Raw genomic sequence first — 24,965 nt, forward strand, 5'->3', positions numbered from 1 at the left:
ATTGTAAGGAGGGGCCTCAGGCCAGACGGGCCTGCAGGCTGCGGCTCTGCCAGCGCAGGATACCTGCGACCGTTGCCCAGTAGACGATCCAGCCGCCCAGCGTCGCGGCGTCCGGCGCGGCGCGATAGCCGGTCAGCGCCGAGATCAGCCCGCCAATACGGCCGCCGTCATCGAGCACCGCGCTCATATCCCAGAGCGGCGCGCCGAAGGGCAGGATACCTGCCGAGACGAGATCATCCACACCGGTGGTGAAAAGCGCCGCGCCCAGAAGCAGCAGCATGACCTCGGACACACGGAAGAAGCCGCGCCACGGCATAAATCGCGCCCCGGCCCGCAGCGCCGCATAGCTTGCACCCGCGGCAGCCACGCCCACGGCGATCGAGGCCAGAACCCCTGCCATCTCGCTCTGCTTCGCAGCCGCGAGCGAGCCGTAGAGGAAGACCACCGTTTCCGAGCCTTCGCGCGCCACCGCCGCCATCGCGAGGATGAAGACCGCCCACCAGCTTTGGCGTATCGCGGCAGCTTTCAGCCCGGCCTCGAGGTCGCGTTTCAGCGTGCGGCCATGGCCGCGCATCCAGACCACCATCTGCACGATCAGCCCGGCCGCAACGAAGACCATCACCGTCATCAAGTCCTGCCGGACATCTGCCGACAAAAGCTTCGAGAAGCCCAACAGCGTTAGTGCGAAGGTTAGCGCCAGCGCGAGGCCCGTCAGCACGCCCCCCCAAAGGAAGCGCGCCGCCCGACGTCCGGCGCCTTCATGCGCGAGCCAGCCCGCGAGAATGCCGATGACGAGCAGCGCCTCGACGCTCTCGCGCCACAGGATGAAGATGATCTGTCCGTCCATGACATTCTCCTGCGGGTGGAAGATGGATTACTTGACGACGATCGTGCCCTTGGCGGTGTCGAGATCCTCATGGAATTCCTCGACGAAGGGGTAGTTGCCAGCAGGTAGCGCCGGAAGGTCGATCGTCTCGGTCTGGCCCGGCGCGATGATCTTCTCGATACGCAGGCGCTTGCTTTCGAACTCGGCGGCTGTCTTGCCGGTATTGGAAACGGTGAGCGTCACCCCGGTGTCTGCTGGCAGGTCGATCGTTTGCGGAGCGATGACCCCGTCTGTCAGGGTGATCGTGGGAACGGCCTCATCTGCCACGGCAAGGGCCGGCGCACAGGCCAGCACGATGAACGCGGGAATGATGCGTGAAATACGGGTCATGATGTTCCTGCTTGTCTGTTCGTCCGTCGAATAACCGACAAAAACACTTGGGTCAATAATTCCCGATAAAAATGCTAAGCTGTTTCGCCCGCAAATAGGCGCTCGACGCTGAACGGGCCGAGTCTGGCTCTCTCATTGGCAGAACCTCGTCATGGAGCTTCATGCGCTTCGGCCTGCCACGCCCCCCCCCCCCCTTTTTTTCAACCGCGGGTCGATGACCGGCGGGTCATGAGCGGAATAATCTTCATTAATCGTAATGGCTTGCGTTGGTCCGATGCGCCGCCAGAGTATGGCCCGCCGAAGACCCTCTACAACCGATGGAAGCGCTGGAGGTGAGTGGCTGAACGCCACTGGTCCGAGAGAAGCCACGAACGGGGTATTTTCGCCCGGATGATGGAGGGGCTTGCTTCCGAGGCCGCCGACCGGAAGACAGTGATGATCGATGTGAGCAGGCGAACGCCATGCGTTCGAGTGAGCCTGCGCAAGTATCTCATGGCTCACCGTACGGCTTCGAGCCTGCGGTTGAAAAAGGGGGGCGTGGCAGGCTGATTGGGCGGAGTTCGAAGATCAGAAAACGATCCGGGGGATCGTTTTCCTGAGACCGGTTGGCATGAACACCAAGTTGCATGCCGTCACGGACGCGAACGGCCGCCCGATCAAGTTCTTCGTGACAGCCAGCCAGATCAGCGACTACACCGGTGCGGCGGCCCTGCTGAGCAGCCTGCCCGTGGCCGAATGGCTGTTGGCCGATCGGGGCTATGACGCCGACTGGTATCGTGAAGCCTTGCAGGACAAGGGCATCAAGCCCTTCATCCCGGGCCGGAAGTCCCGAGGCAAGCCCATCAAATACGACAGGCGCCGCGTTGCGACCCGCTACGACAGGTGCCCGAAGGTCTTTCGGTCCGCCGTAGCCCTCGCCGCATCTGTCATCTTCTGGCTTTGAAAATTAACGAGTCTGGAGCCTACGGAGCAGTCGTTCATCTATGGCGCAACGAATGACCGTTCACCGCCCATGCCCGTCGTCAAATCTGTCGGCTGGAAAGCCCTTCGACGATGGGCATTTGAACCACGGGCGCCCAGCCGAACGTTTCCCATGACCAGTGAGTGTCGCCCACTGGTCTGAAGCAACCTTTCCGAACGCGGCAGGTTTCCGCTACGCGCGGCAATTACCGAAGTTGATGCCCGTCCTCTGGCTGCACGATAGCAGAAGCATACGCGGTTAGCGCTTCCTGTCTTGTGCCTTTGCGACGCTGTCGCGCACGACCAGTTCCCCCGTCATCAGAACCTTGACGGGAGATTGGTCGCGGTCGTCCGCCGCTATGAGGTCGTCGAGCAGGCGGATCGCCATTGCGCCGATGCGCGCTTTCGGCACGTCGACCGAGGTCAGGGGCGGGTCGAAGACGCTCGAGGTGGGCAGGTTGTCGAAGCCCACGACCGAAACATCCTCCGGCACTCTGTGGCCCAATTCGCGCAAGGCCCGGACGAAGCCGAAGGCGATTATGTCGTTCGCGCAGAAATAGGCATCCGCGACGGGCCGGCCGCGCAATTGAGTCAGGGTCTCTTTATAGGCCCCCTCCAGCGTCGACATCACTGAAAGTTCCTGCGCATCCTCGCCCTGCAATCCGAGTGCCGCGGCCGCAGTCTGGAATGCCCTTTGACGCAGTCGGAAGTTCATCACCTCGCTGTAGCTCCCGACATAGCCGATCTTGCGGAAGCCTCGCGCGATCAGATGTGAGAGCGCGTCGTGGACGAGTTGATCGTTGTCCATGTCGACGAAATTCGCCTTCAGGAACGGGTGGTAGGTGTCGATGAGCACCGTGGGGAGCGGCGCGTATTCAATGATCGTCTCGATATCCTCGCGCGACAGTTCAGTGCCGAGTACGACGATCCCGCGCGGCTCCGTCCCCTCCAGATCGGACAGCATCTGCTGAAGAGATTCCTGCTCGTAGCTTACGACCTGCAAGGCGTAGTCGCGCCGCAGCGCCTCGAAGGACATGCCGTCGATATAATCCGAGATGAAGTGGTTGTGGTCGCGGTTCACCGTCTGGCCGTGCCGTGCAATTTTCAGGAAGCGGATCGTGTTTGTGGCTTCCTGCCGTGGCCGATTCGAACGCGGCGTGTAGTTCAGTGCTTCCACTGCCTGCAGGACGCGGGCGCGGGTGGCCTCTGAGATATCGCCCTTATCGTTCAGAACCAACGACACGGTGGCAGCGGAGACCCCCGCATGCCCGGCAACTTCGCGTAAAGTGACCGGTTTTTTCGGCTGAACTTCCATGGTCTCGCTCATCCCACCTTCATTTCATCGCGATTTGTCTATGCCGCACATGGGCGGAACGCACGGTCCTTTTAATCTCACGCGCCGAGAGGGGCTAGTGAACAAACGGGGTTGACTTTAGTAAACATAATAGTAGCAATTTAGTAAATAAGATAATTATTCAGTAAACGACACGGGGGAGGAGATGTCGAAACTGGACGGGAATCTGTTTGTGTTGTCCGTGCTCATCGTGCTGCTTCTCGCAGTCGGCGGCGCGGCATCCGGCGGCAATTACCTTTCGATCTACAATTTGCAGTCGATGGCGAACCAAGTGCCCGAGATCGGGTTGCTCGCCATCGGCGTGATGCTCGCGATGTGCTCAGGCAATGGCGGGATCGACCTGTCGGGGATCGCGCTGGCGAACCTTTCGGGGGTGGCCTCGGGGCTTGTGGCTCTTTCGATTTTCCCGGTGGACGAGGCCCCGGTGCTGTTCACCATCACTTTCGCTGGGGGCTGCCTGCTGATCGGCATGCTGGGGGGCGCGCTGAACGGGTTTCTGATCTCGCGCTTCGAGATCACGCCGATCCTGTGCACCTTGGGCACCCAGATGGCCTTTACCGGTGCGGCGGTCGTGTTCTCGGAAGGGCGCTCGGTCATGATCGGGTCGCCGCCCGCGCTCTATGATCTGGGCAACGGCCTGATTTTCGGAGTGCCAGCGAGCTTCCTGATCTTCCTCGGCGCGGCTTTGATCTTGGGGGGCGTGCTGCGGTTTACGCCCTATGGGATGAAGCTGATGCTCACCGGGGCAAACCCGAAAGCGGCGCTCTTCAGCGGCTTCAACCGCGACCGCATCCTGATCACCACCTACGCACTGTCAGGACTGATGGCCGGGCTTGCCGGGGTGATCATCGCGGCACGCAACATCAACGTGAAATGGGACTACGGCACCTCCTACCTGCTGATCGCGATCCTTGTCGCGGTGATGGCGGGGGTGCGTCCTGATGGCGGGTATGGCCGGGTCGTCAACGTGGTGCTTTCGGCGATCACTCTGCAGCTCCTGTCGAGTCTGCTGAACTTCGTCGGGTTCTCGAATTTCGTGCGGGATTTCGCCTGGGGCGCGCTGCTGCTGTGCTTCCTCGCGGTGAACCGCTTCGAGCTGGTCGACCAGTTCATCACACGCTTTTCGCTGGGGCGCGCGGCGCGCGCTCCGAAAAACTGAGCCGAAGAATGTAATCCAGGGAGGAGATCATCATGGCATTCAAAGGACTTAAAATCGGCCTGTTGGCCGCGACAACAGCAGCGATGCTGGCCGGTGCGCAAGGGGTCGCGGCGCAAGAGGGCAAGTCGATCACCACGGTCGTCAAGATCAGCGGCATTCCGTGGTTCGACCGGATGAAGACCGGCGTCGAGAAATACGCGCAGGAACATTCCGACATGAAGATCGAGCAAGTCGGCCCTGCCACGGCGGATTCCGCGCAGCAGCTGCAGATCGTTCAGGATCTCGTGGCGCGTGGCGTCGATGCGCTGGCCGTCGTGCCGATGGATCCGGCGATCCTCGAAGGCGTGCTCAAGCGCGCGATGGATCGCGGCATCGTCGTCGTGACCCATGAGGCCGATAACCAGAAGAACACCATGGCCGATGTCGAAGCCTTCGATAACGCCGAATACGGTGCGGCCCTGAACGAGCGTCTGGCCAAGTGCATGGACGGCAAGGGCAAGTGGACGACCTTCGTCGGCTCGCTGGGCAGCCGCACCCATATGCAATGGGTCGGCGCGGGCGAGGAGAACGCGAAGAAATACCCGGATATGGAACTCGTCGATCCGAACAACGAAAGCTTCGACGACGCCCAGGGCACCTATGAGAAAGCCAAGGAAATCCTGCGCAAGCATCCGGATATCAAGGGCTTCCAGACCTCGGCGGGCAATGACGTGCTCGGCGTCGGTCGCGCGATCGAAGAAGCGGGTCTGGCCGGTAAGGTCTGCCTCGTGGGCACCGGTCTGCCGAACCCTTCGGCGGCCTATCTCGACAGCGGAGCAATCACCGCGATCGGGTTCTGGGATCCCCAGAAGGCCGGCATGGCGATGAACTCGCTGGCTACGAAGATTCTCGCAGGTGAGGAGATCACCGACGGCATGGATCTGGGAGTCGACGGCTACCACAGTGTCAGCGTGCGCCCCGGCGCAGGTGACGGCGTACTGGTCGTGGGCAACGGCATGGTTCTCGTCGACAAGGACACCTACAAAGAGACCCTTTTCTAAGACGTGAAAAAACTGGTCGGTCGGGGGCAGCCCCGACCGACTGTCAGACCGCCCGTGCCCAGGCTGGAGGAGCTTTGGCGCATGGGATGGAAGCGACCGGTGTTCAGGGGGGAGCAATCAGATGTCAGACGGACATTTTCTGGAGCTGCGCGGCATCCATAAGCGCTTTGGCGGTGTTCACGCGCTGCGTGGCGTCGATGTGACGATCGATACAGGCGTCGCCTATCACCTGCTGGGCGAGAATGGCTGCGGCAAGAGCACCTTCATCAAGATTATTTCGGGCGCCCACGCGCCCAGCGAGGGGGAGATCGTTCTGGACGGGCAGGCGCATAACGAGTTGTCGCCGATCCAGTCACTCGAAGCGGGGATCGAGACGGTCTATCAGGACCTCTCCCTGCTGCCGAACCTCTCCGTCGTGGAAAACGTCGCGCTTGGCGACCAGCTGGTAAGCGGCAACGGGCGCTTGATGCGTCTGTTGAACCGCCGCCGGCTGCGCGAAACCGCCCGCGAGGCGATCCGCAATGTCGGGCTGGAGCCGACGGCGAAACTCCTCGGCACGATGGTGGGGGATCTGCCGCTTGCGATCCGTCAGCGCGTCGCCATCGCGCGCGCTATCGCCGCCGATGCGCGGCTGGTGATCATGGACGAGCCGACCACCTCGCTCACCCGGCACGAGGTCGACGCGCTGATCGAGCTGGTCGGCAAGTTGCTCGAACGCGACGTGGCGGTGCTGTTCGTCACCCACAAGCTGGAGGAGTGCTACCGCATCGGCGGGCAGGCGATCATCTTCCGTGACGGCGAATGTATCTCGCAGGGCCCGATCGCGGACTATTCGCGTGCCGAGCTGTCGCATCTGATGACCGGGCGCGAGCTGGACACGATGCGCTATCGCAAGGGCACGCCGCAGGCCGAGGAAGTGCTTCGCGTCGAGGGCGCGAGCTCCGGTGCGGCCTTTGAAGATGTCGCCTTTTCGCTGAAAGCGGGCGAGGTGCTGGGGATTACCGGGCTCTCGGATTCCGGGCGCAACGAGGTCGCCCTCGCGCTGGCTGGCCACCAGCCGCTGAGTTCCGGTCATTTCGAGATTTCGGGCGCGCGGGTGCATCTCGACTCTCCCGCGGACGCGATTGCGCGCGGCATCGGCTATGTCCCCGAGGACCGCCTCTCCGAGGGTCTGTTCCTGCAGAAATCGATCTACCAGAACGAGGTGACGCTGATCCTCGACCGGCTGCGCGGTCGCGGCGGCATCGTCGACAAGCGCAAAGGCCGCGAGGCGGCGAGCAAGATTTCCGAGGCGATGAACCTCAATACCGGCAATATCGATCTGCCGGTGTCGGCTTTGTCTGGCGGCAACCAACAACGTGTGCTGATCGGCCGGTGGCTCAGCATCGAGCCGAAACTGCTGGTGCTGCACGGCCCGACGGTCGGCGTCGATGTCGGCTCCAAGGACACGATCTACCGCGCGATCCAGGCGATGGCGGAGCGCGGGATCGGGCTGATCATCGTCTCCGACGACCTGCCTGAACTGCTGCAGAACTGCGACCGGATCCTCGTGATGAACCGCGGTCGCCTCGTCGACGAACTCGACGCCGCGACCACCGACGAGAACCGTATTTACCAATCGATGCTCGGCTCGGCGAACGAGGCTGCCTGATGACCATGGTGCAAGAGATGAATGACCGATCAACGCCCAAACGTCCCGAGGACAAACTGACGATTTGGGAGACCCTCCGACGCCGACCCGAGATGGTGACGCTGACCATCTTGGTCGTGATCTGCGTGGCGGTGTCGATCATCAACCCCAACTTCCTTCAGCCGGGCTCGCTCATCGACATGGGCCGCGCGAGCGTGGTGACCGGGCTCTTCGCGCTCGGCGTCTTTGCCATTCTTGCGGCAGGGGGGATCGACGTCTCCTTCACCGCGATCGCGGCGCTGACGATGTATTCGCTGACGAAATTCGTGATTACCGTGGCGCCCGATCTGCCGATGGCCGCGATCATCGCGATTGCCGTCGTGGCCGGGGCGCTTCTGGGGGCGGTGAACGGCCTTTTGGTTCACGGTCTGCGCGTGCCCTCGCTGATCGTGACGATCGGGACGCAATACCTGTTCCGCGGGATCCTGCTGGCTTTCGTCGGCACGGTGTGGCTGATGGAGCTTCCGCCGCAGATGACCGCCTTCGGCAAGGCCGCGCTCTACCAGTTTCAGGGCGCAAATGGCGTGACGGTCGATCTGCCCGCCTATTTCCTGATCTTCCCCGTGGTCGTCGGGCTGGCGTGGTTCCTGTTCGACCGCACGCTGATGGGCCGGGCGATCTTCGCCACCGGCGGCAACCCGGAGGTCGCGGCACGGCTCGGCTATGGCCAGCGCGTGGTGCATGTCTTCGTCTTCGCCTTCGCGGGCGCCCTCGCGGGGCTTGCAGGCATCATCCATGTCAGCGCGACCCGCATGGCCAACCCGTTCGATCTGGTCGGCACCGAGATCGAAGTGATCGCCGCCGTCGTTCTGGGCGGGGCGCGGATCACCGGCGGCACGGGTTCGGTGCTGGGCACCGTGGCCGGTGTTCTCCTGATCACCGTCGTCAGCAACACCCTGGTTCTGGTGGGAATCCCCAGCACCTGGCAGCGCCTCGTCGTGGGCGCGTTCATCCTTCTCGCAGCGGCCTTCTTCGTGCGCCGCAAGCAAAAACCCAAGCAACGCAAAGCAGAGTGATCCGATGAAGAAATTTCTCAACAAACCCGAAGATTTCGTCGAAGAGATGCTGGAGGGGATTTACGCCGCCCATCCGGAAGTGACCCATGTCGCGGACGATCTGCATTGCTTCGTGACGGCCAACCCGGTCCCCGGCAAGGTCGGGATCGTGACGGGGGGCGGCTCCGGCCACCTACCGCTATTCCTTGGCTATGTCGGCGATGGGATGCTCGACGGTGCGGGCGTTGGCGGGGTGTTCCAGTCGCCCAGCTCGGACCAGATCCTCGAAGTGACCAAGCATGTCGATCAGGGGGCGGGTGTCCTCTATCTCTACGGCAACTACAGCGGCGACATCATGAATTTCGACCTCGCCGGGGAATTGGCCGAGGTCGACGATATCGAGACCGCCACCGTGGTCGGCAACGATGATGTCGCCTCCTCCAAGCCGGGCGAAGAGCACAAGCGCCGCGGCGTGGCCGGGATCGTCTTCCTCTACAAGGTCGCGGGTGCCGCTGCCGCCGAGATGAAGCCGCTCGCCGAAGTCGTGCGCCTGACCGAGAAGGCGAAGGCGCGCACCCGCACCATGGGCGTGGCGCTGACGCCCTGTATCGTTCCCGAGGTCGGCAAGCCCAGCTTCACGCTTGGCGAGGACGAGATGGAAATCGGCATGGGCATCCATGGCGAGCCGGGGATCACCCGCAAGACGCTCGAGCCCGCGGATGCCGTCGTGGACGAAATGATGGAGCGCATCTTCGCCGAGCAGGACTACGCGGCAGGCGACGAGGTGGCGATCATCGTCAACGGGTTGGGCGCGACGCCGATGGAAGAGCTCTACATCTTCTACCGTCGCATCTCGCAGCTGTTCGCAGAGCGCAACGTGAGCGTCGCGCAGGTCTGGATCGGCGAATTCGCGACCTCGATGGAGATGGCGGGCGCCTCGATCTCGGTGCTGCATCTCGATGACGAGTTGAAACCGCTGATCGCTCGCGGCGCGACGACGCCGTTCTTCAAACATATCGCGAAGTGAGGGTTGCCATGACGATGGATGCGAAGGCACTGCCGGACCTGTTCAACCGTTACCGGGACCGGTTCGCCGCCGAGAAGCAGGCGCTGATCGAGCTCGACGGCAAGGTCGGAGACAGCGATCTGGGCCTGACCATGGCGAAGGGCTTTGCCGCAGCGGCGACCGCGCTTGAGGAGAAGACGCCCGAGACGCTGGCGGACGGAATGAAAACCGCAGGCGCTGCGATCGCGAAAGCTGCCCCCTCGACCATGGGCACACTGATGGCGACGGGCTTCCTGCGCGGCGCGAAGGCGCTCGACGGTGTGGACGTGATGGATACCACGGCGCTCGCCGATTTCTGGGCGGCGTTCCGCGACGGGATCGCGCAGCGCGGTAAGGCGCAGCTGGGCGACAAGACCGTGCTCGACGTGCTGCACCCGATGGCCGAGACCATCGCCGCGCAGGCGCAGGCAGGCGCATCGCCCGCCGAGGCATCACGCGCGGCGGCCCAAGCTGCGAAAGAGGCGTTGGAGGCGACCAAGGAGATGGAAGCCCAGCACGGCAAGGCTGCCGCGTTTGGCGAGAAATCCAAAGGCATTCAGGACGCGGGCGGCACCGTCGCCTGCATCCTCATCGAAGAGACAAGCGCCGCTTTTGGCGCATAGGAGAGGGCATGCACTACAATACGCTGGGACGGAGCGGGCTGAAGGTTTCGGCCCTCGCGATGGGGACTTTTACCTTCGGTGGCGAGGGTCCATTCGCGATGGTCGGCAGTCAGGGCGTGGCCGAGGCGCGCGATCTGTTCGATTGCGTGATCGACCACGGGGTGAACCTGATCGACACGGCGAACATGTATTCCACCGGCACGGCCGAAGAGATCGTGGGCGAGGCGCTGGAAGGTCGCCGCGACAAGGTGCTGATCTCGTCAAAAGCCCGGATGCCGATCGATGATGGCCCCAATGGCGAGGGCGCGAGCCGCTGGCATCTGATCCGTGAATGCGAGCGTAGCCTGAAGCGCCTGCGCACCGATCACATCGACATCTACCACATCCACGAATGGGACGGCCAAACCCCGGTCGAGGAAACGCTTGAAGCCCTGCAGACGCTGATCGATCAGGGCAAGATCCGCTATGCGGGCTGCTCGAACTATACCGGCTGGCAGGTGATGAAATCGCTCATGGCCTCGGACAAGCCGGGTCGGGCGCGCTTCGTCACCCAGCAGATCCACTACACGCTCGAGGCGCGCGAGGCTGAATATGAGCTGCTGCCGATCGCGGTCGATCAGGGCGTCGGCGCGACCGTCTGGAGCCCGCTTGCCGCAGGGCTGCTGTCGGGCAAACACACCCGCGACAATCCGGTGGCGGAGGGGAGCCGTCAGGCCAAGGGCTGGACCGAGCCGCCGATCCGGGATCAGGAACGGCTGTGGCAGATCGTCGATGTGCTCAACGAATTGGGCGAGGCGCATGGCGTCGAGGCCGCTCAGATCGCGCTGGCATGGCTGCTTACGCGTCCGGGCGTCGCTTCGCTGGTGGTGGGCGGCAGCACGGTGGAGCAGTTCGAGCGCAATTTCCGCGCGCTCGAAGTAAGGCTCTCGGCTGACGACCTAGCCCGCCTGGACCAAGTGAGCCGCCCGCCGCTGATCTACCCGCTATGGCATCAAGAGCAATTCGCCAAGCCGCGCTTCAGCCCGGCGGACGGGATCGTGACGCGCTGAAATGACCGGTTGAAGCTGGTGCACGAGGTCGGTCGCAGTAAGTCGCTCCGGTCGATGAAGCCTAAGACGACTACTGACGCTTTTGTGTGGTTTCGCAGTTGCCGCTAAGGTCGGTAGCAAGCGAATACTTGGGCGCATAGCAGGAATAGGGACCGAACGAAGCGAACGGCCGCGCACCGCCCAGACCTACGGACCCGTCGCGAACGGCCCAGAGCCGACGAACGCTGACGGCAGCGAATGTCAGCGTTCGTCTATCGGGCCGTCAGCGATTTTGTAACGTCCAAGTCCGCCTCAGAGCCGCTGCAGCGGGATGCGCAGACTAATCGAGAGCACATGGGCGTCGTTTTCGAAGCTCAGCGGAGCAACCGGCTCATCGCCACCGGTCACCGGCGTGCTGCCACCCTTCGCGGTCCCGAAGCTGTAATAGCGATAGGACATCTCGAGGATCGCCGGGTGCTTGCCGGGAGGCGTCAGCTGGTAGGCCATGCCGATGCCGAGCGAATAGGCGAAATCGCCATGGGTGTCGCCCGAGAAGGTGCGGTTTTCGGTGTCCGATGCGGGGTTCGTCCGCGTCCAGTCGCTGACCTTGTTGTTCGCGTAACCAAGCCCCGCCACGACGAAGGGATGCAGGCGGGAATTGACGCCCATCTGCTCGAACGGGGAATAGTAGAGGTTACCCATCACCGCGCTGGTCGAAACCGAAGCCGCGGTGATGTCGGCATGGTCTCCGCTGGTTGTGTGCGGACCGGTGGTATGGGCGGCGCCAGTCGTGAGGAAGCTGACATCGCCGCGGAAGCCGTTCATCCAGTCATAGCCGAAGGCGATCTCGCCGAAGCCAGTCGTGTCGTTGCTCAGGTTGAAATCGATTCGCGGATCGGACGGGTAGCCGGGCGGCAGCCAGTGCTCGTCGGACGGTCGGGTGTTTGCTGCCCCGAGCCCGAAGCGCACGTAAGGTCCGTAAGTGACACTCGCCGTGCCGACCTTGAAGAAACTGGCCGAGTCCTGCGCCGCGGCTACCGCCGGAATTGCAAGACTGAAGACAAGGGCGCAGGCTGCGGCCCGCTTGATTGAAAAAACCATTTCGATGACTCTCCGTCCGCCTCATCCATCCGCCTGACCGGATGGTCCTGTTCCGCGACATAATGGATCTCTGGCTGCGCGCGTTGAAGAAGAAACTTCTGCCCCCGCTTCACGCAAGGGCAGAGTGTTGCTTCGGTTCCATAGGGTCTCAGCCGTCGTGACCTGCGAGAACCGCGATACGCACTGCTTCGGCTTGCGCGGCGAGGCTGGTCGCCGCCGCGCCCGTCACCGGCTGGCCAAGAATGGTCGTCACCGCCGTTACCGTGGCCGCCGTGATCGGCACCGTTTTGTCCGAGGCCGTGCCGAGGAAGATCGCCTCCAGCGTTGCGGTGTTGTTCGTCACTCCGAGACTGGAAAGCGCCGAGCTGCCATCCAGCGCGTCCTTGAGAAGGGCGAGGTTCTGCAGCGGCGAGTCTATGAAGGAGACGTTGTCCCAGTTCAGCGACAGCTGGTCGATCGCATGATCGAGCGGCAGGTTGTAGAACGAGACCATGGTCGGCGAAATCGTCGCCAGCGCTTCCTCATAGGCGCGCTGCAGCACGTGATCGGGCGAACGGGCCACGTTCAGCCGCCCGAGCTCGACCTCCGGGATGCCCTCCTTGGACCAGACCGGCTTGGTGCGGCGGGTGCCGGACGGGGTGCCGGCTTGCGGGCCCTTGCCCTCGGAATCTGCGCCCGGGCCGCCCTGACCCTGCCCGGAAGACCCGCTGGCGCCGCCATGGCCACCGCTGTCCTCATGCGAGCCGTCGTCCTCATGGCCGCCGCTGCTCGAGCCATGCCCGGCCTCTCCGGTCTTGCCCTTCTGTTGGCCACCATCCGTGTGATCGCCATCGGTATGCGTGCCGCTATCCTGCGCAAGGGCGCTTGGCACGACAAGATGGAATGTCCCGAAGCTCGGGCCGGGCTGCACGGTGAGCCCCAGCCCAGCGATCAGCGCAATTCCTGCCACGGCAGTTGCGCTCTTTGCAGTCTTGCGTGTCATGACTGCCTCCTTGTTATGAGATGTTGGTCGTCTTGACCCGGACCCCGCGCCAGAGGCGGGTCCGGGTCGATGTTCGTCAGATGCGATCAGCCATGACCGGCGAGGATCGCGATGCGCACTGCCTCGGCATCTGCGGCAAGAGACGCGGCCGCAGCCCCCGTGACCGGCACCCCGAGGATCTGCGTGACGGCGATCACCGTATCGGTCGTGATCGGAACGGTCTTGTCCGAAGCCGCGCCGAGGAAGATCGCCGCGAGCGTGTCGGCATCATTCGAGACGCCGAGGCTAGACAGCGGGGTCGACCCCTCAAGCGTCGCCTGCAGAAGGCCGAGGTTCTGCAACGGGGAGTCGATGAAGCTCACGTTGTCCCAGTTCAGGGAGAGCTCCTCGATCGCCTGGTCGAGCGAAAGGTTGTAGAACGAAACCATCTCAGGCGAAATCGATGCGAGCGCTTCTTCATAGGCCTGATCGAGCACATGTTCCGGCGAGCGCGCGACGTTCAGGCGCCCCAGTTCGACTTCAGGAATCCCTTCCTGCGACCAAGTCGGCTTGCCGCCGCCGGAGGAGGAGGGCGCGCCTGCTTGCGGCCCCTTGCCGTCGGAATCTTCGCCCGGCCCGCCTTGGCCCTGACCCTGAGATTGTCCGGTCTGGGCGCCTTTGCTGCCCTGACCCTGACCGCCTTGATTCCCCTTGCCGGTCCCTTGGCCGCCGGACTCCTGTGCATTGGCCGCGAAGCTGAACGGACCGGTGATCGGTGCTTGCCATGCGATCGCAAGTCCCAATGCCGCAGCAAGAGCGACGAGCGATACGCGAGACTTGTTCGTGAACATTGAATTACGCATTTCCATATCCTCCTCCGTGTTGACGCCTTCGCGTCGAAGCAAGAAGAACATAGGAGGAGGGATTCCTCTTTGATCGTAATCAACGAGATGTATGTTTCCGGATGCCTCTCACACCGCCTGAGAAGTCGCGTCGTCACCATCGTGACGCATTGGCAGAGGGCACGGGACCGGTGATCCGGGCGCGCGCCGCGACCGGCAGCGAGCCTGCGTCGCTGCCGGTCGTGTCTGGCGAAGCGGACGTCCGTTTCCTGCCGATTTCCATCAGAGCGTCGCGGTCAGCCCTTTGCTGTCGTAGGCCCTAGCCCCAACCAATGTCTGCTATTTCCAATCAAAACAGGACGTTCGGTCCCCAATCAATATCGCTCGGAAGCTGCCCTCCCACGAAAGCTTCACGTGATAGGATTTATGAGCTCGGGGCAGCACGATGTGCAGCCCCGCATCTGTCTTTCAGGAACACACAGTTCAAAACCGGCACTGAGGCAGCTCTGCAAAAAGCGGCGTAGCGCGAATGCAGACTTCTCACGAGCCTACTGACCGGGAAACCGTAGCGTCCGTCAGCAATCCTCAGCCGGCAGCATGGTCACGTCGGAGTAACGACCGTCCGAGGTCGTGATGCGTGCGCAGGCGCCAGTGGAGCGATTGAAATACCACGAGGTTAGCCCTTCGGAGCGAATGCGCTCATAGCCGAGCGCCATGATCCCGCCTTCGGCCTGACCCGCGCGAGCGCCCTCGAAGGAGGAGAGGTCGTATTCGCTGCCGACCGCTGGGCGACCTTGCTCGGGCATGCTCGTGTCGCCGGTCTCCACGCAGGCGGCAAGCGGAAGGGCCGCGGCACAGGTCCAGATCAGTTTCGTCTTCATGTTTGTCTCCTTCGACAGTTTGTGCGCCAGTTCAGATCAATGCGCGGTTGGAAAATCTTGGCTGCGGCCCCGCTATGAGGGAGGTGAGGCCGCAGGCGGCGCGTCAGTTCGCGTATTCGCTGAAGACTGTGACGCTGCCGTTCGCTTCAAAGCGGCAGGTGTATTTGCTCCCGCCCGCCATGAGGGTCAGGATCGGGCCGCCGCCGGTCTGGATACGATCGAGGATGGCGACCGAACCCGCGCTGGTGCCGGTGAGGGTCGCAGCCTGCGCGATACAGGGGCCGGTCATGGTGTCGAACTGGGCATCGGTGCCGCTGAGCGCCGGGTCCGAGCTGCCTGTCTCGACGCAGCCTGCGAGCACTGCCGAGGCCGCGAACAGGGCCGCGATGGTCACAGTGGTCTTCATGGGTCTTCTCCCTCCAGGTTGGTCGTCGGTGAGTTCGGGCGACATCGCAGGGCTCAAGCCTTTCGGATCATCTTCACGATCAGCAGCAGTAGCACCGCTCCGAGGAACATTACGATCAGCGAGCCGAGCGCGCTCGCGATCTGAATTCCGAACAGCCGGAGCAGAACGCTCGCGAGGATCGAGCCGCCGATCCCGATCAGAATGTCGAGCCCGATACCGGAGCCCGTCCCCTTCACGAGCAGGCTCGCAAGCCAGCCGACGAGCCCGCCGACGACGACGGCAATCAGGATGCCGATGATCAGCCCCATTCCGGCGCCGACCGCATTTGCGGGCCCTTGCTGCGCGAAGGCAGGCGCTGCGAAAGCGGTAGCCACGAAGGCCATAATTAGTCTCTGTTTCATCACTGGATTCCTAAGATTGCTGTGAAATCTCTCGCGTCAGACGAGCGGGTCTCGACCCCGATCAGGATTTCCCCCGTCTCTCCCGGAGCATTCCGCCGATGTAGCCGCCCACGGCCCCGGCGAGAGCGGAGGACCACCAAGATGTGCCTCCGAAGCCCAGGGTGCGTGAAATGAACCACCCGATGATCAGGGCGATGCAGCCAATGATTGCGTATTTGACCGGTGTGCTGAGAGCGTTGAACAAGGCTGTCTCCACGTGTCGAGGCTTTCGGGGCAGAGGCCATACGCCGCCCCCGAAGGTCGGTGCCGATCAGAGGTAGCCTTCGCTGCCCATGAACATGGTTTGCGGGTTGCTTCCATCCGCACCGACGAGACAGCGCCACGGAGCCCCGTTTGCGCCGACCCGCATGTAGATGGCCGTCGCGGCCTGCGACGTCTCTCCACCGACAACGGTCACGCCACCCGCCGTCTGAGCCGCCAGGGCCGACCGGCAGGAGTCGATCGCTGCCTGGCTGACATCCGGAGACATACTGGTGATGAAAGGCGTGCTGCCGGGCGCGACCGGCATCTGGGCTGCCGATCCGCCTGTGCTCTCGACACAGGCCGAGAGTGCAGTGAGCGCACCGAGCCCGGCCATGATTCCGATCAGTCTGGGCATGTCTTCTTCCTTTCCGTTGAGGTCGAGAGTGCAGTTCAGATGTCAGTCGATCCCAAAGATGACCGTGTAGGATTGCGCGCCGTTAGCCGTGTTGTAGACGTCGATGATGTGGTCGCCCGACTGAAAGAGTTGGCCACGGTATTCCTGCGCTGCCGGCATTTCGTCGAGCAGGACGGACCCGTCCGGGTTGTAGATCACGTAAGTCATCCCGGGCCCGTTCGCGGCGAGCCGGAAATAGAGATTTTGCCCGTTAGCCGCGCCGAGGATATATCGCTGCGATCTCTGCGGAAGCAGCTGACCGGACAGCTCCGCGCCGCTCGAACCGGGCGCAAACCGCACTCGGATGTCTGCCGACCCGCTGCCCGCCATCGCCCCGCCGCCATCGTCAGCGGTTGCGCTGTTCTCTGCGCCACCCGGTCCGGGAAGGCGCAGGAAACGGGCTGCGACCCAACCCTGAACGCCCCCGCGCGAGTCCTGAACCTTGCACCATTGCCGACCGTCCGACATCGTGCAGCCGCCGACATTGCGAACGACTGTGCCGTTTGGCAGCTTGCCCAGCAGGCGACCGCTGGGGCGCGGTGCGTTGCGGATATTGAGCGTGTCGCCCGGCGTGCGGAGCGTCACGACGAAGAAATCCTCTACGGGAAGCATCCCGCCACTCTGACTGCCGCTCGAGGTCGAGCCGCCGCTGCCTTTCCCGGTGATCGAGACATTGATCGTGAAGCCGACCGTCTTTCCGGTATCCCTGTCATTGCCCATCAGGTAGACGCGGATCGCCCAGTCACGGGTTTCGGGGAGGATCACGCTGGCCGAGTTGCCTTCATTCGAGCCAACGAACAGACCATTGTAGTCCATTCCCGCGGGTAGGATGTTGAAATAGGCGATACCGTTGCCATTCGTGCCCGTGACCGTCAGGTCGACATTCATCCGTTGGCCGGCGTTCCCGCGCAGCACATAGTCGATGTAGTCCCTACCGATCACTGCGCCGTTGATGGTCACGCCCGACTGCCCGCGCGGGAAGCTGATCGGCACGCTCTCCTGCGCAGTCGCTTGGGGCGCGCCGAGCGCGAGGGAAAACGCACAGAGCGCAGCGGCTGAGGCGGCGCGAAGCGCGTGCTGGAATGGGGGCGCTTGAAACATGACGTGTCTCCTCTCGGTTCGGACAGGCCGCGCGGCCTTAGAATGGACCACGCGCGCTCGCACAATTCCGCTCGTTCCCGATCGGGGTGAGCGACGTGTGGGCTGAAAATTTCTTTTTAGACCATGCTTTAGCAAATCAGATCACGCGGACGTGAGTTTGGGGAGGGCGAAAATATGCGTTTTGGGAGAATCTGTTGACCTAAGGGCAAGGCGGTGCCGTTTTCCGGGACGCGCCGACGCACATAAACAGAAAGACGTGGTGGTTCGGGCCGCTCAGTGACGACGGCGTAGCGCTCTGCAAACGATAACAAGCACGACGAGGTTTACGCCGGGCGCAACAACCGCCCAGAGGGCGGCTGCACTTTCCGACACGGGAACGATCATGTTCCACGGCAGGCCAAGCGGCATCAGAAAGACGCCAGAAAGTGGATCGCGCTCCTGTCCGAACCAGCCAAACGTGCCGATTGCAAGCAGCAACAGCGCCGCGATCCAGAGGAGCACGAAGAGGCCGATGAGGATCCGACAGAGCGTCATCTCGTTGGTCTCACCCCTTGCGACTTCAGCAATCTTCCGCAGGAAGCATCGTGATTTCAGCGAATTTCCCGTCGGAGGTCGTGATCTTCGCGCAGGCACCGGTCGCCCGGTTGAACCAGAAGGTCGTCAGGCCTTCCGATCGAATAGACTCGAAGCCAAGGGCCTGAAGTCCGCCCTCTGCCTGACCCGCAGGCGCGCCGACGAAATCGGTCAGATCGGTCGGACTACCGACGGACGGCATGCCGCTTTCCTGCGGCGCGCCATCCATCGCACCGCCGCCATCATCCGCCGTCGCCGGATCTTCCGCAGGTGCACCGTCCATCGCACCGCCACCGTCGTCGGCCGTGGCGCTGTCTTCCGTGGACGCCGAAGCGCTGACCTGTTCCACGCTCGGGTTGCTGCCGTCATTCGAGACGAGGCAACGCCATTCGGCATTGTCGGCGCTTTTCAGCATGACAAGCGAATTCGCCTCGGAGAACTCGGTGCTCAAAACCGTGCCGCCCATCGCGCCTTGCGCCGCGCGCACCGCGTCGATGCAGGCATCTATTGCCTCTTGGCTGACTTCGGACGAGGTCGCCGCTTGCGTCGCAGCAGGCTCCTGCGCTGCGGCTTTCGGGGCCGCATCCATCGCGCCGCCGCCGTCATCTGCCGTCGCGGTATCTTCCTTTGCGGGCTCCGCGCTCTGCGTCGTCGAGGTAGTCGCCGAGCCGGTCTCCTCGGTCTTGTCTTCCTCTTCCTGACATGCCGAAAGCGCGAAGACGAGCATGGCGCTGAGAACGAGCTTGTTCATTTTGAGGACCTCTCTGAATGCGTTGCGCAAGGGGTGACGGAAGTGGCGTGGTGCCAAAAGCAAGAGGGTGGCCGCTCCCGCTAAGGTCGTGCGCCGTCGTCATTCTTGGCATTTGATCACGAAGCGGTGATCGGTGGGAGGGCGGAAATATGCGTTTTGGCGGGTGCGATGAATTGCGCAGCGAGGGGCCGATCATCCAAGCGCTGCGGCCGCCCCGGTCCCCGTCAGTATAAGGATGCGCCGTCAATCAGATGGGCGCGCTGACCCGCATGGGTGACATGAAAGGTTCCGGGATTGTCGGTCGCGACGAAGCCGATCTTCTCGATCGTGAACTCGTCATTGGCGGGGAAGTTGAAGAAAGAGGTGATGTAGTTGAGCGCCCCGATAAACTGTCCGTCCTCCGTCAGGGGCTCCCAGATCGTGACGTTTCCGTTTCCGCGCGCATTCACCGTAAAGCTGAACAGAAGCGCCGCCCCGTCGAGAAAACCGGATTCCAGCAGGTGATCCCGAAGATGCGGCGCCCCGATGCGATTGGAGTAGGTCTCGAAGGACGTCCCCATGAGCTTGAAGGGATCCTGTCCGCGATCGGTGAAGGCTTTCTTGCCGGAGGCCGAAATTTCGACAAGCCGCAGGTTGTGATCGAGGAGTGAAGCGGGGCGCAGGTCACACCGCACAATCGCGAGGCTTCTGTTGAAGGCTCGCCGCTCCTCATCGCGCTCGAGAAGTGATCTCAGACGCGCGAGCGTTGCGGGGCGCGGATTTTCCACTTGGCGCTCCCAGCGGCTCACCGTGCCCTGATCGACCCCGAGCCTTTCGCCCAGTTCGATCTGGGTGATGCCCAAGCGGCGCCGAATGTCCCGGATCGCAGAACCTTCCAACTCAGCCTCTCCCGAAATCAAAGCTTACCTTACGTTATCCGGGGGCATTGTATCTGGGAAGACAGGAACTTGCGTGATCGGCGCCGGGCGAGGTGCGCCGTGCGGCTCAGATGTCACGCACAACCTAAGCGAGAACGGTTCAGGCTAGACAAGCGACTGACCTTGGGTAAACTATTTGTGATCGAGCGGTTTTTCAGGATGTTTCCGTGGGTATTTTTCGAGTGAAACCAATCGCGCTGAGCCTCGCTCTGGCGCTGGCCGCGGCTCCTGTTTCTGCGCAAGGCACCCAATTCAACCTCACCGGGGTAACCGTTTACGATACGGCGGAAATCCTCGGATATGCCGCGCAGGTCGTCGTGCAACGCACCGGGACCGTTACGGCCGAGGATCTCGCTCAGACGCTCGAGATCATGTATCGCGAGGACGGGTATTTCCTCGCCGAAGTGTTCGTCGCAGATGATGGTCAGACGCTCGTGGTCGACGAGGGGCAGATCGGCGATGTGTCTATCGAAGGGGTGGATGAGCCGACCTATCGCCTGATCCGAAGCTATGTGGAGCCGATCGTCGGGCGCCGCGCCGTCACCCAGAAGGAATTCGAGCGCGCGATCATGCTCGTGGAGGATATCGAAGCGGTCTCGGCCACGGCAGAGGTCGACTATCCGGAAGGCGCCTCCGCCGCACGGGTCCGCGTCATCACGACGCCGGAGGATCGGGCCTCGGGATATGTGAGCCTCGATCACCCCTCGCGCGATTTCGGCGAAAGCGCGATCCTGAGCGTCCATCAGGAATTCCTGAGCGCGCTGACCCCGGGCGACCGGTTGCGGTTCGAGCTGTCCGGCTCGTCCGAATTCGATGGCGGTGGCGACAGCGTCTGGGGCGCTCTCGCCTATCGCATGCCCCTTGGCGGGGGCGGTGGGTTCGGCGAGGTCTATCTGGGCTCGGTCACCGCACGCCGGGATGCGCGTGGCACGCTTCTGTCCACCGACATCGAGGGCAACACGGCCATGCTCGCCTTCGGCTATCCGGTCCTGCGCGATGTGGATACCTATGGCTATGCGCTTCTCGAGGCGAAGCGGGTCGAATCCAACGTGGATGTCTCTGGCACGAAATTCGACAGCGCGGTCGATGTCGTCGGGGCTTCCTGGATATTCGGCAAAGCGCTTCCGGGCGGCGGGGCCTATGAATATGCACTGAACCTCTCTGTCGGCGAGCGTACATCGGATGCCGCGGGCTTCGATGACGGCGACAAGCATTTCTCGCACCTGCGCGTCGGGTTCGGTTACCAGCACCCGGTCGCATGGTTCGGCCCAGAAAGCGCCGTGCGCGCCGAGCTGTGGGGGCAATACTCCCCCGATCGCCTGCCGAGCATCGAGGAATTCTATATCGGCGGACGCGAGGATGAACGCGGCTACCGGTTCGCGGAGGCGCAAGGGGACAGCGGCGCGTCCGCAACGATCGAAGTCGGTCGCGACCTCTTCCCGAGTGCGGGGCAGGTCCGGCGCGTTCGGCCTTTCGGCTTCCTCGATCTTGGCTATGTGAAGAACAACAATCCCTCGATGGACGAGTTGGGAGAAGAAACCTTCGCGTCCCTCGGCCTCGGGGTCGATGCCGAATTCCCGGCGGGGGTGTTCGTGCGAAGCTATGTGGCAGCGCCCTTGACCGACGGGCCGTCCACCGGTGCGGGCGATCCTGCCTTCTATCTTGGTCTGACGAAAAGCTGGTGATCTCATGCGTAAACCGTCTCTTGCTCTGACTGTCGTCCTGTTCACGCTTCCAGCGGTGTCTGCCTTCGGTGAAGGCAATCACTTCGGGTTCTGCAATGGTGTGGGAAACAAGCACGGGGCGGCAGATTGCGGGCCGAGCGGCACCGGCACCGGCACGGGAACACCGGGGACGATCCCGACGACGACACAGCTTCCGACGACGGGCACTCAACCAACCCTTCCCACCGTTCCCGCGATCATCAATGTCGTTCCTACAAAGCCGACGGTCACTACAGGGTATGGCCCGGTTTCGACCGTGCAGGGACAGCCGGGCACGCCGATCGTCGGCACCGGTCAGTTGCCGATCGTGATCAAGCCTGTGCCGCAACCCGTCTTGACCGGTGTCGGCCCGGTGAACCCGGCTCAACCTTTGCAGACACCGTCCTTCACCGGCACGGGGCAGTTGCCGACTGTGATCAAGCCTGTGCCGCAAACTGTGCTGACGGGCGTCGGCCCGGTGAACCCGCCTCAGGCTTTGCAGACCCCGTCCTTCACCGGAACGGGCCAGTTGCCCTACGTTATCCAGCCGCTGCCGCCTACGACCGTCACCGGTGTCTCTCCGGTGCCGACCATTCAGCCGATTGCGACGCCGTCCTTCACCGGGCAGGGGATGCCCATTATCATCGTGGTGCCGAACCCGCCCACGACCTTTGGCGGCTATGGCCGAGTGCCCGCCTCGATCATCGTGCAGGCGAACCCGGGGCAAACATTCGGCGGCTACGGCCGGGTTCCGCAGCCCACGCCGCAGGCGATCCCCCAACAGGCGCCCTATGCCGTTCCGACGCCGATGCGACAATCCACGCCGGTGCTGGCGCCGAGCAAGGTCGCAACGCCGGTCGCCTCGCCGCAGATGGTGCCCGGCCAAGTGCCCACAGCCACGCCGCAGGCCGTGCCGGTGATGGTGCCGCGCCCGAAGCCGCGCCCGGTTGGCGTGATGATGACCAGTTCGACGGGCGGAAAGGTCACGCATGCCCCGTCGGTGCAGCAGCCCGCCCTTGGCAAACAACACGTCACTCATACGGCCGGTCGTCAAGCGCCGCATGATCCGCCGCGCTTTGCGTCCGCTGACGGAGGCGGTTCGTGGAATTGCATCGCGAGCGGCCATGGCAAGCGCAAACGCTTTATCGACGGCGAGGTCGCGGTCAGCGGAGCGCTCCGTCATGTCGGTGCGGTCGATGTGCTCGGGCGTGACTTGCCCGCCTTGCACCCCGATCATTCCGACTGCATCGTGTCCGTCAGGCGTCGCAAAGAGCGGTGATCGGACTCAGGCCCCGTGAGCTAGTGATGCGCACCGCATTTCCGACGCTTGCGCTGCTTTTCTCCGTAACCCTCTTTCGCTGCATGGCCGGAGCTATCGGGGAGCGAATGTAATGCCCAAAGAGTGAAGGGCGGCCACCGTCTGTGCGCTCCGTCGAGTGCTTTGCGGAGCTTTCTTACAGCCCATGAATGCTTTCTTGGTTGATGTCGTGACGATCGTCCCGGTGCTTCCGGCGATTTGCGCACCACGCAGCGAATAACCGCGTCGCAGCCAGAAGAACGAGATGGCGTTGACGGTAGAGAGCCGACATTCGGCAGGAGCGCAGCGAATGTCAGCTTTCCGCCCAAAAAACGCCTGACACATCCCCGTCATACCCAAAGTGGCAGAGCATCGATCGCCGGGCGCATCAGGTTGGGTGGGGTCGGTTTGTGGTAAGTCTTCTCGTGAATATCGCGCCCTTCATGGCCCACGATGTCGCGAATGATCTTGTCGTCGATTGCCGCGTGTTCGAGCGCGTTCTGAACGTAGTGGCGGAAGCTGTGGAAAGATAGTGCCGCGCCGCCGGCACCCAGCGTGTCATCGATGATCTGTCTCATCCGGCGCCCGAGTTTCTTGCCGTGCTTCCCGCTCTTGGGCTCCCGAAGGTCCGGAAACAGATCAGGGTGCCCGGCACGCTTCATTTTCGCGACATGGTCGAGAAACCCGATCTCGATCAGGCGCGCATGGATAGGCACGATACGACAAGAGGAGAGCGTTTTGACGCGGCGCACATCATCAAGCGGATCGAGGGTGTCGAACCGGCGCAGCAATTGCAGCTTTTCGATCTTCGCCCGCTCGCGCTTGATTACATCCGCCAGCCAGACGCGCGCCTCTTGGGGGGAAATCTCGGTCCTGATGATGCGGTCCATAAATGTGTCGCTCTCCGCACTAATCTTGCGTGCTAAGATAGTCGCCACACGGCGATCCGTCGTCCCCAAGGAGAGCTTCAGGTCAACGAATTTTGTGGAAAACACCCGGATTCGACGGCGCCATTGATAGGCAGTGCCGCGACGGGAGAGATGCGGTTGGCCGTGCATGGTCTTGCGTCGCCCTTGTTTCGACGGACCTACGCAAAACTCGGGTGATGGAACGCCCGTATGCCACACCTACGAAGCCATGAAAGGCTTTTGGTAGCTAAATCAACACCCTAGAGGGGAAGATGGCTCCGGCGGTAGGGATCGAACCTACGACCAATTGATTAACAGTCAACTGCTCTACCGCTGAGCTACGCCGGAACATGTGAGGGTGTATATGAATCTCGAATTGGGATGTCCAGAGGGTTCTGGCGAAAAAATTCAGGCTTTCGTCACGTCAGCGAAAATAGCGCCTCTGGGCGCAGGTCGGGCGCGGCGATGACTTGGTTTTGCACTGACATTTCAACGAGATGCGCGAAGACGTTGCGTTCGGCCGCGGGCAGGAGGGCTGCGGGCACGTCGGTGTAGATCGCGCGGGTGAGGCCCTGCGGGGTGGCGGGGCGCTCGGCGAGGGCGCTTCGGATCTGCTCGGTGCGGGCGTCGCGATGCGCGCGCTGACTCGCGATCAGGGTCTGAGGGTCAGTCACCGGGTCGCCGTGGCCGGGATAGAGGATGCGTGGGCTCTGCGCCTCGATCCGCGCGAGCGAGCGGTAATAGTCGCCCAAATCGCCGTCGGGCGGCGAAATCAGCGTCGAGGACCAGCCCATCACGACATCGCCGGTCAGAAGAGCGTCGCCGAGCGCGAAGCTCAGATGGTTGCAGAAATGGCCGGGCGTGTGCAGCGCGGTGAGCGACCAGTCGCCATGGCTTAGCGTCTCGCCGTCCTCAATGAGGATGTCGGGGTCGAACGCGTGATCGACGCCTTCGCCGCCGCCCGCATGGCCGCGCGCCGCGAGTTCCGCCATTACAGGTGCGCGCCCGGCTTCGGGCGGGCCGAAGGCGAGGATGGGCGCGCCCGTGGCCTCGGCCAAGAGCCGTGCGCCGGGGGAATGGTCGAGATGCGCATGGGTGACGGGGATATGGCTGACACGTTCACCCGGTGCGAGCGCGTCGAGCAGCGCCTGCAGATGGGCAGGATCGGCGGGGCCGGGATCGACCACCGCGACCTCGCCTGTGCCGATGACATAGGTGCAGGTGCCGGTATAAGTCATGGGGGACGGGTTCGGAGCCACGATCCGACGCAAGCCGGGCTGCAATTCTTCCATCTTTCCCTCCATCGCGGCCATCGT

The 24,965-nt window shown here is 63.0% G+C and carries 25 protein-coding genes, 1 tRNA gene and 1 pseudogene; 10 read left to right on the plus strand and 17 right to left on the minus strand.

All coding sequences use genetic code 11. The features are described 5' to 3' along the window. Positions 1–16 precede the first annotated feature (16 nt). Both BMI88_RS06940 and BMI88_RS06945 read right to left on the minus strand, forming a co-directional pair. Positions 17–847, minus strand: coding sequence for an FTR1 family protein (locus BMI88_RS06940; RefSeq protein ID WP_078547142.1), 831 nt, complete (start codon positions 845–847; stop codon positions 17–19). Between the two features lie 27 nt (positions 848–874). Continuing rightward, positions 875–1,216 (minus strand): cupredoxin domain-containing protein, encoded by a 342-nt coding sequence (locus BMI88_RS06945; RefSeq protein ID WP_078547144.1) that lies wholly within the window; start codon positions 1,214–1,216, stop codon positions 875–877. Positions 1,217–1,417: 201 nt separating this feature from the next. On the opposite strand from BMI88_RS06945, the pseudogene BMI88_RS06950 reads away from it, so the two are divergent. Next, a pseudogene (locus BMI88_RS06950) lies at positions 1,418–2,159 on the plus strand (IS5 family transposase); the annotation flags it as partial. Positions 2,160–2,435: 276 nt separating this feature from the next. On the opposite strand, the gene BMI88_RS06955 reads toward BMI88_RS06950, so the two are convergent. Next, on the minus strand, positions 2,436–3,503 hold the full coding sequence (locus tag BMI88_RS06955) for a LacI family DNA-binding transcriptional regulator (protein WP_210402003.1): 1,068 nt from the start codon (positions 3,501–3,503) through the stop codon (positions 2,436–2,438). A gap of 172 nt (positions 3,504–3,675) precedes the next feature. Between BMI88_RS06955 and BMI88_RS06960 the strand changes: the two genes are divergently transcribed. The 7 genes from BMI88_RS06960 (at position 3,676) to BMI88_RS06990 (ending at position 11,131) form a co-directional block, all read left to right on the plus strand. Next, entirely contained in the window at positions 3,676–4,689 is a 1,014-nt protein-coding gene (locus BMI88_RS06960; RefSeq protein WP_078539249.1) for an ABC transporter permease, read from the plus strand. A gap of 32 nt (positions 4,690–4,721) precedes the next feature. Further along, a complete protein-coding gene (locus tag BMI88_RS06965; protein ID WP_078539248.1) occupies positions 4,722–5,729 on the plus strand; it encodes a substrate-binding domain-containing protein in 1,008 nt (335 codons plus the stop codon). A gap of 121 nt (positions 5,730–5,850) precedes the next feature. Further along, the gene (locus BMI88_RS06970) at positions 5,851–7,380 is read left to right on the plus strand and encodes a sugar ABC transporter ATP-binding protein (protein WP_078547146.1); all 1,530 of its coding nucleotides are present in this window, start codon (positions 5,851–5,853) and stop codon (positions 7,378–7,380) included. Continuing rightward, the gene (locus BMI88_RS06975; protein ID WP_166504566.1) at positions 7,380–8,435 is read left to right on the plus strand and encodes an ABC transporter permease; all 1,056 of its coding nucleotides are present in this window, start codon (positions 7,380–7,382) and stop codon (positions 8,433–8,435) included. Before BMI88_RS06970 ends, BMI88_RS06975 begins: the two co-directional genes overlap by 1 nt. A 4-nt stretch (positions 8,436–8,439) precedes the next feature. After that, positions 8,440–9,441: a dihydroxyacetone kinase subunit DhaK gene (locus BMI88_RS06980; protein ID WP_078547148.1), complete on the plus strand. Its 1,002-nt coding sequence runs from the start codon at positions 8,440–8,442 to the stop codon at positions 9,439–9,441. Positions 9,442–9,449: 8 nt separating this feature from the next. Beyond that, positions 9,450–10,082: a dihydroxyacetone kinase subunit L gene (locus BMI88_RS06985; RefSeq protein ID WP_146673490.1), complete on the plus strand. Its 633-nt coding sequence runs from the start codon at positions 9,450–9,452 to the stop codon at positions 10,080–10,082. Positions 10,083–10,090: 8 nt separating this feature from the next. After that, positions 10,091–11,131: an aldo/keto reductase gene (locus BMI88_RS06990; protein WP_078547150.1), complete on the plus strand. Its 1,041-nt coding sequence runs from the start codon at positions 10,091–10,093 to the stop codon at positions 11,129–11,131. Between the two features lie 291 nt (positions 11,132–11,422). Here BMI88_RS06990 and BMI88_RS06995 read toward each other — a convergent pair whose 3' ends face one another. The 11 genes from BMI88_RS06995 to BMI88_RS07050 all read right to left on the minus strand — a co-directional run bounded on the left by BMI88_RS06995 (position 11,423) and on the right by BMI88_RS07050 (position 19,702). Then, complete coding sequence (locus BMI88_RS06995) at positions 11,423–12,211, minus strand: outer membrane beta-barrel protein (RefSeq protein WP_078547152.1); 789 nt, start codon at positions 12,209–12,211, stop codon at positions 11,423–11,425. A gap of 148 nt (positions 12,212–12,359) precedes the next feature. Next, complete coding sequence (locus BMI88_RS07000; RefSeq protein WP_078547154.1) at positions 12,360–13,193, minus strand: hypothetical protein; 834 nt, start codon at positions 13,191–13,193, stop codon at positions 12,360–12,362. An 86-nt stretch (positions 13,194–13,279) separates the two neighbouring features. Beyond that, a complete protein-coding gene (locus tag BMI88_RS07005; protein ID WP_146673491.1) occupies positions 13,280–14,035 on the minus strand; it encodes a hypothetical protein in 756 nt (251 codons plus the stop codon). 554 nt (positions 14,036–14,589) lie between these two features. Further along, positions 14,590–14,895 (minus strand): hypothetical protein, encoded by a 306-nt coding sequence (locus BMI88_RS07010; RefSeq protein WP_078547159.1) that lies wholly within the window; start codon positions 14,893–14,895, stop codon positions 14,590–14,592. Between the two features lie 103 nt (positions 14,896–14,998). Continuing rightward, positions 14,999–15,301 (minus strand): hypothetical protein, encoded by a 303-nt coding sequence (locus BMI88_RS07015; RefSeq protein ID WP_078547161.1) that lies wholly within the window; start codon positions 15,299–15,301, stop codon positions 14,999–15,001. Between the two features lie 53 nt (positions 15,302–15,354). Next, positions 15,355–15,702: a GlsB/YeaQ/YmgE family stress response membrane protein gene (locus tag BMI88_RS07020; RefSeq protein WP_210402004.1), complete on the minus strand. Its 348-nt coding sequence runs from the start codon at positions 15,700–15,702 to the stop codon at positions 15,355–15,357. 310 nt (positions 15,703–16,012) lie between these two features. Next, the gene (locus BMI88_RS07030) at positions 16,013–16,360 is read right to left on the minus strand and encodes a hypothetical protein (RefSeq protein ID WP_078547165.1); all 348 of its coding nucleotides are present in this window, start codon (positions 16,358–16,360) and stop codon (positions 16,013–16,015) included. A gap of 42 nt (positions 16,361–16,402) precedes the next feature. Continuing rightward, a complete protein-coding gene (locus BMI88_RS07035) occupies positions 16,403–17,500 on the minus strand; it encodes an SH3 domain-containing protein (RefSeq protein WP_078547167.1) in 1,098 nt (365 codons plus the stop codon). A 273-nt stretch (positions 17,501–17,773) separates the two neighbouring features. Continuing rightward, positions 17,774–18,034: a hypothetical protein gene (locus BMI88_RS07040; RefSeq protein WP_078547169.1), complete on the minus strand. Its 261-nt coding sequence runs from the start codon at positions 18,032–18,034 to the stop codon at positions 17,774–17,776. A 25-nt stretch (positions 18,035–18,059) separates the two neighbouring features. Next, positions 18,060–18,824, minus strand: a complete 765-nt coding sequence (locus tag BMI88_RS19495; protein WP_146673492.1) for a hypothetical protein — start codon at positions 18,822–18,824, stop codon at positions 18,060–18,062. A gap of 224 nt (positions 18,825–19,048) precedes the next feature. Next, a complete protein-coding gene (locus tag BMI88_RS07050; RefSeq protein WP_210402005.1) occupies positions 19,049–19,702 on the minus strand; it encodes a helix-turn-helix transcriptional regulator in 654 nt (217 codons plus the stop codon). 206 nt (positions 19,703–19,908) lie between these two features. On the opposite strand from BMI88_RS07050, the gene BMI88_RS07055 reads away from it, so the two are divergent. Further along, entirely contained in the window at positions 19,909–21,426 is a 1,518-nt protein-coding gene (locus BMI88_RS07055; protein WP_146673493.1) for a ShlB/FhaC/HecB family hemolysin secretion/activation protein, read from the plus strand. A 4-nt stretch (positions 21,427–21,430) separates the two neighbouring features. Beyond that, positions 21,431–22,723 (plus strand): hypothetical protein, encoded by a 1,293-nt coding sequence (locus tag BMI88_RS07060; RefSeq protein WP_146673494.1) that lies wholly within the window; start codon positions 21,431–21,433, stop codon positions 22,721–22,723. Positions 22,724–23,091: 368 nt separating this feature from the next. On the opposite strand, the gene BMI88_RS07065 is transcribed toward BMI88_RS07060, so the two are convergent. From BMI88_RS07065 to BMI88_RS07075, 3 genes are all read right to left on the minus strand, one after another. Further along, the gene (locus BMI88_RS07065; protein WP_246831832.1) at positions 23,092–23,631 is read right to left on the minus strand and encodes a hypothetical protein; all 540 of its coding nucleotides are present in this window, start codon (positions 23,629–23,631) and stop codon (positions 23,092–23,094) included. Between the two features lie 291 nt (positions 23,632–23,922). Beyond that, positions 23,923–23,997: transfer RNA gene (locus BMI88_RS07070), tRNA-Asn, on the minus strand. Positions 23,998–24,068: 71 nt separating this feature from the next. After that, positions 24,069–24,941 (minus strand): MBL fold metallo-hydrolase, encoded by an 873-nt coding sequence (locus BMI88_RS07075; protein ID WP_246831833.1) that lies wholly within the window; start codon positions 24,939–24,941, stop codon positions 24,069–24,071. Positions 24,942–24,965 lie beyond the last annotated feature (24 nt).

Origin of the sequence: Thioclava sp. F36-6 (assembly GCF_002020305.1) — a bacterium.
GTDB lineage: Bacteria > Pseudomonadota > Alphaproteobacteria > Rhodobacterales > Rhodobacteraceae > Thioclava > Thioclava sediminum.

Excerpts from the sequence above, each read along its gene's own strand:
- BMI88_RS06940 (WP_078547142.1), bottom strand. The coding sequence starts at position 847 with ATGGACGGACAGATCATCTTCATCCTGTGGCGCGAGAGCGTCGAGGCG.
- BMI88_RS06945 (WP_078547144.1), bottom strand. The coding sequence starts at position 1,216 with ATGACCCGTATTTCACGCATCATTCCCGCGTTCATCGTGCTGGCCTGT.
- BMI88_RS06955 (WP_210402003.1), bottom strand. The coding sequence starts at position 3,503 with ATGAGCGAGACCATGGAAGTTCAGCCGAAAAAACCGGTCACTTTACGC.
- BMI88_RS06960 (WP_078539249.1), top strand. The coding sequence starts at position 3,676 with ATGTCGAAACTGGACGGGAATCTGTTTGTGTTGTCCGTGCTCATCGTG.
- BMI88_RS06965 (WP_078539248.1), top strand. The coding sequence starts at position 4,722 with ATGGCATTCAAAGGACTTAAAATCGGCCTGTTGGCCGCGACAACAGCA.
- BMI88_RS06970 (WP_078547146.1), top strand. The coding sequence starts at position 5,851 with ATGTCAGACGGACATTTTCTGGAGCTGCGCGGCATCCATAAGCGCTTT.
- BMI88_RS06975 (WP_166504566.1), top strand. The coding sequence starts at position 7,380 with ATGACCATGGTGCAAGAGATGAATGACCGATCAACGCCCAAACGTCCC.
- BMI88_RS06980 (WP_078547148.1), top strand. The coding sequence starts at position 8,440 with ATGAAGAAATTTCTCAACAAACCCGAAGATTTCGTCGAAGAGATGCTG.
- BMI88_RS06985 (WP_146673490.1), top strand. The coding sequence starts at position 9,450 with ATGACGATGGATGCGAAGGCACTGCCGGACCTGTTCAACCGTTACCGG.
- BMI88_RS06990 (WP_078547150.1), top strand. The coding sequence starts at position 10,091 with ATGCACTACAATACGCTGGGACGGAGCGGGCTGAAGGTTTCGGCCCTC.
- BMI88_RS06995 (WP_078547152.1), bottom strand. The coding sequence starts at position 12,211 with ATGGTTTTTTCAATCAAGCGGGCCGCAGCCTGCGCCCTTGTCTTCAGT.
- BMI88_RS07000 (WP_078547154.1), bottom strand. The coding sequence starts at position 13,193 with ATGACACGCAAGACTGCAAAGAGCGCAACTGCCGTGGCAGGAATTGCG.
- BMI88_RS07005 (WP_146673491.1), bottom strand. The coding sequence starts at position 14,035 with ATGCGTAATTCAATGTTCACGAACAAGTCTCGCGTATCGCTCGTCGCT.
- BMI88_RS07010 (WP_078547159.1), bottom strand. The coding sequence starts at position 14,895 with ATGAAGACGAAACTGATCTGGACCTGTGCCGCGGCCCTTCCGCTTGCC.
- BMI88_RS07015 (WP_078547161.1), bottom strand. The coding sequence starts at position 15,301 with ATGAAGACCACTGTGACCATCGCGGCCCTGTTCGCGGCCTCGGCAGTG.
- BMI88_RS07020 (WP_210402004.1), bottom strand. The coding sequence starts at position 15,702 with ATGAAACAGAGACTAATTATGGCCTTCGTGGCTACCGCTTTCGCAGCG.
- BMI88_RS07030 (WP_078547165.1), bottom strand. The coding sequence starts at position 16,360 with ATGCCCAGACTGATCGGAATCATGGCCGGGCTCGGTGCGCTCACTGCA.
- BMI88_RS07035 (WP_078547167.1), bottom strand. The coding sequence starts at position 17,500 with ATGTTTCAAGCGCCCCCATTCCAGCACGCGCTTCGCGCCGCCTCAGCC.
- BMI88_RS07040 (WP_078547169.1), bottom strand. The coding sequence starts at position 18,034 with ATGACGCTCTGTCGGATCCTCATCGGCCTCTTCGTGCTCCTCTGGATC.
- BMI88_RS19495 (WP_146673492.1), bottom strand. The coding sequence starts at position 18,824 with ATGAACAAGCTCGTTCTCAGCGCCATGCTCGTCTTCGCGCTTTCGGCA.
- BMI88_RS07060 (WP_146673494.1), top strand. The coding sequence starts at position 21,431 with ATGCGTAAACCGTCTCTTGCTCTGACTGTCGTCCTGTTCACGCTTCCA.
- BMI88_RS07065 (WP_246831832.1), bottom strand. The coding sequence starts at position 23,631 with ATGGACCGCATCATCAGGACCGAGATTTCCCCCCAAGAGGCGCGCGTC.
- BMI88_RS07075 (WP_246831833.1), bottom strand. The coding sequence starts at position 24,941 with ATGGAAGAATTGCAGCCCGGCTTGCGTCGGATCGTGGCTCCGAACCCG.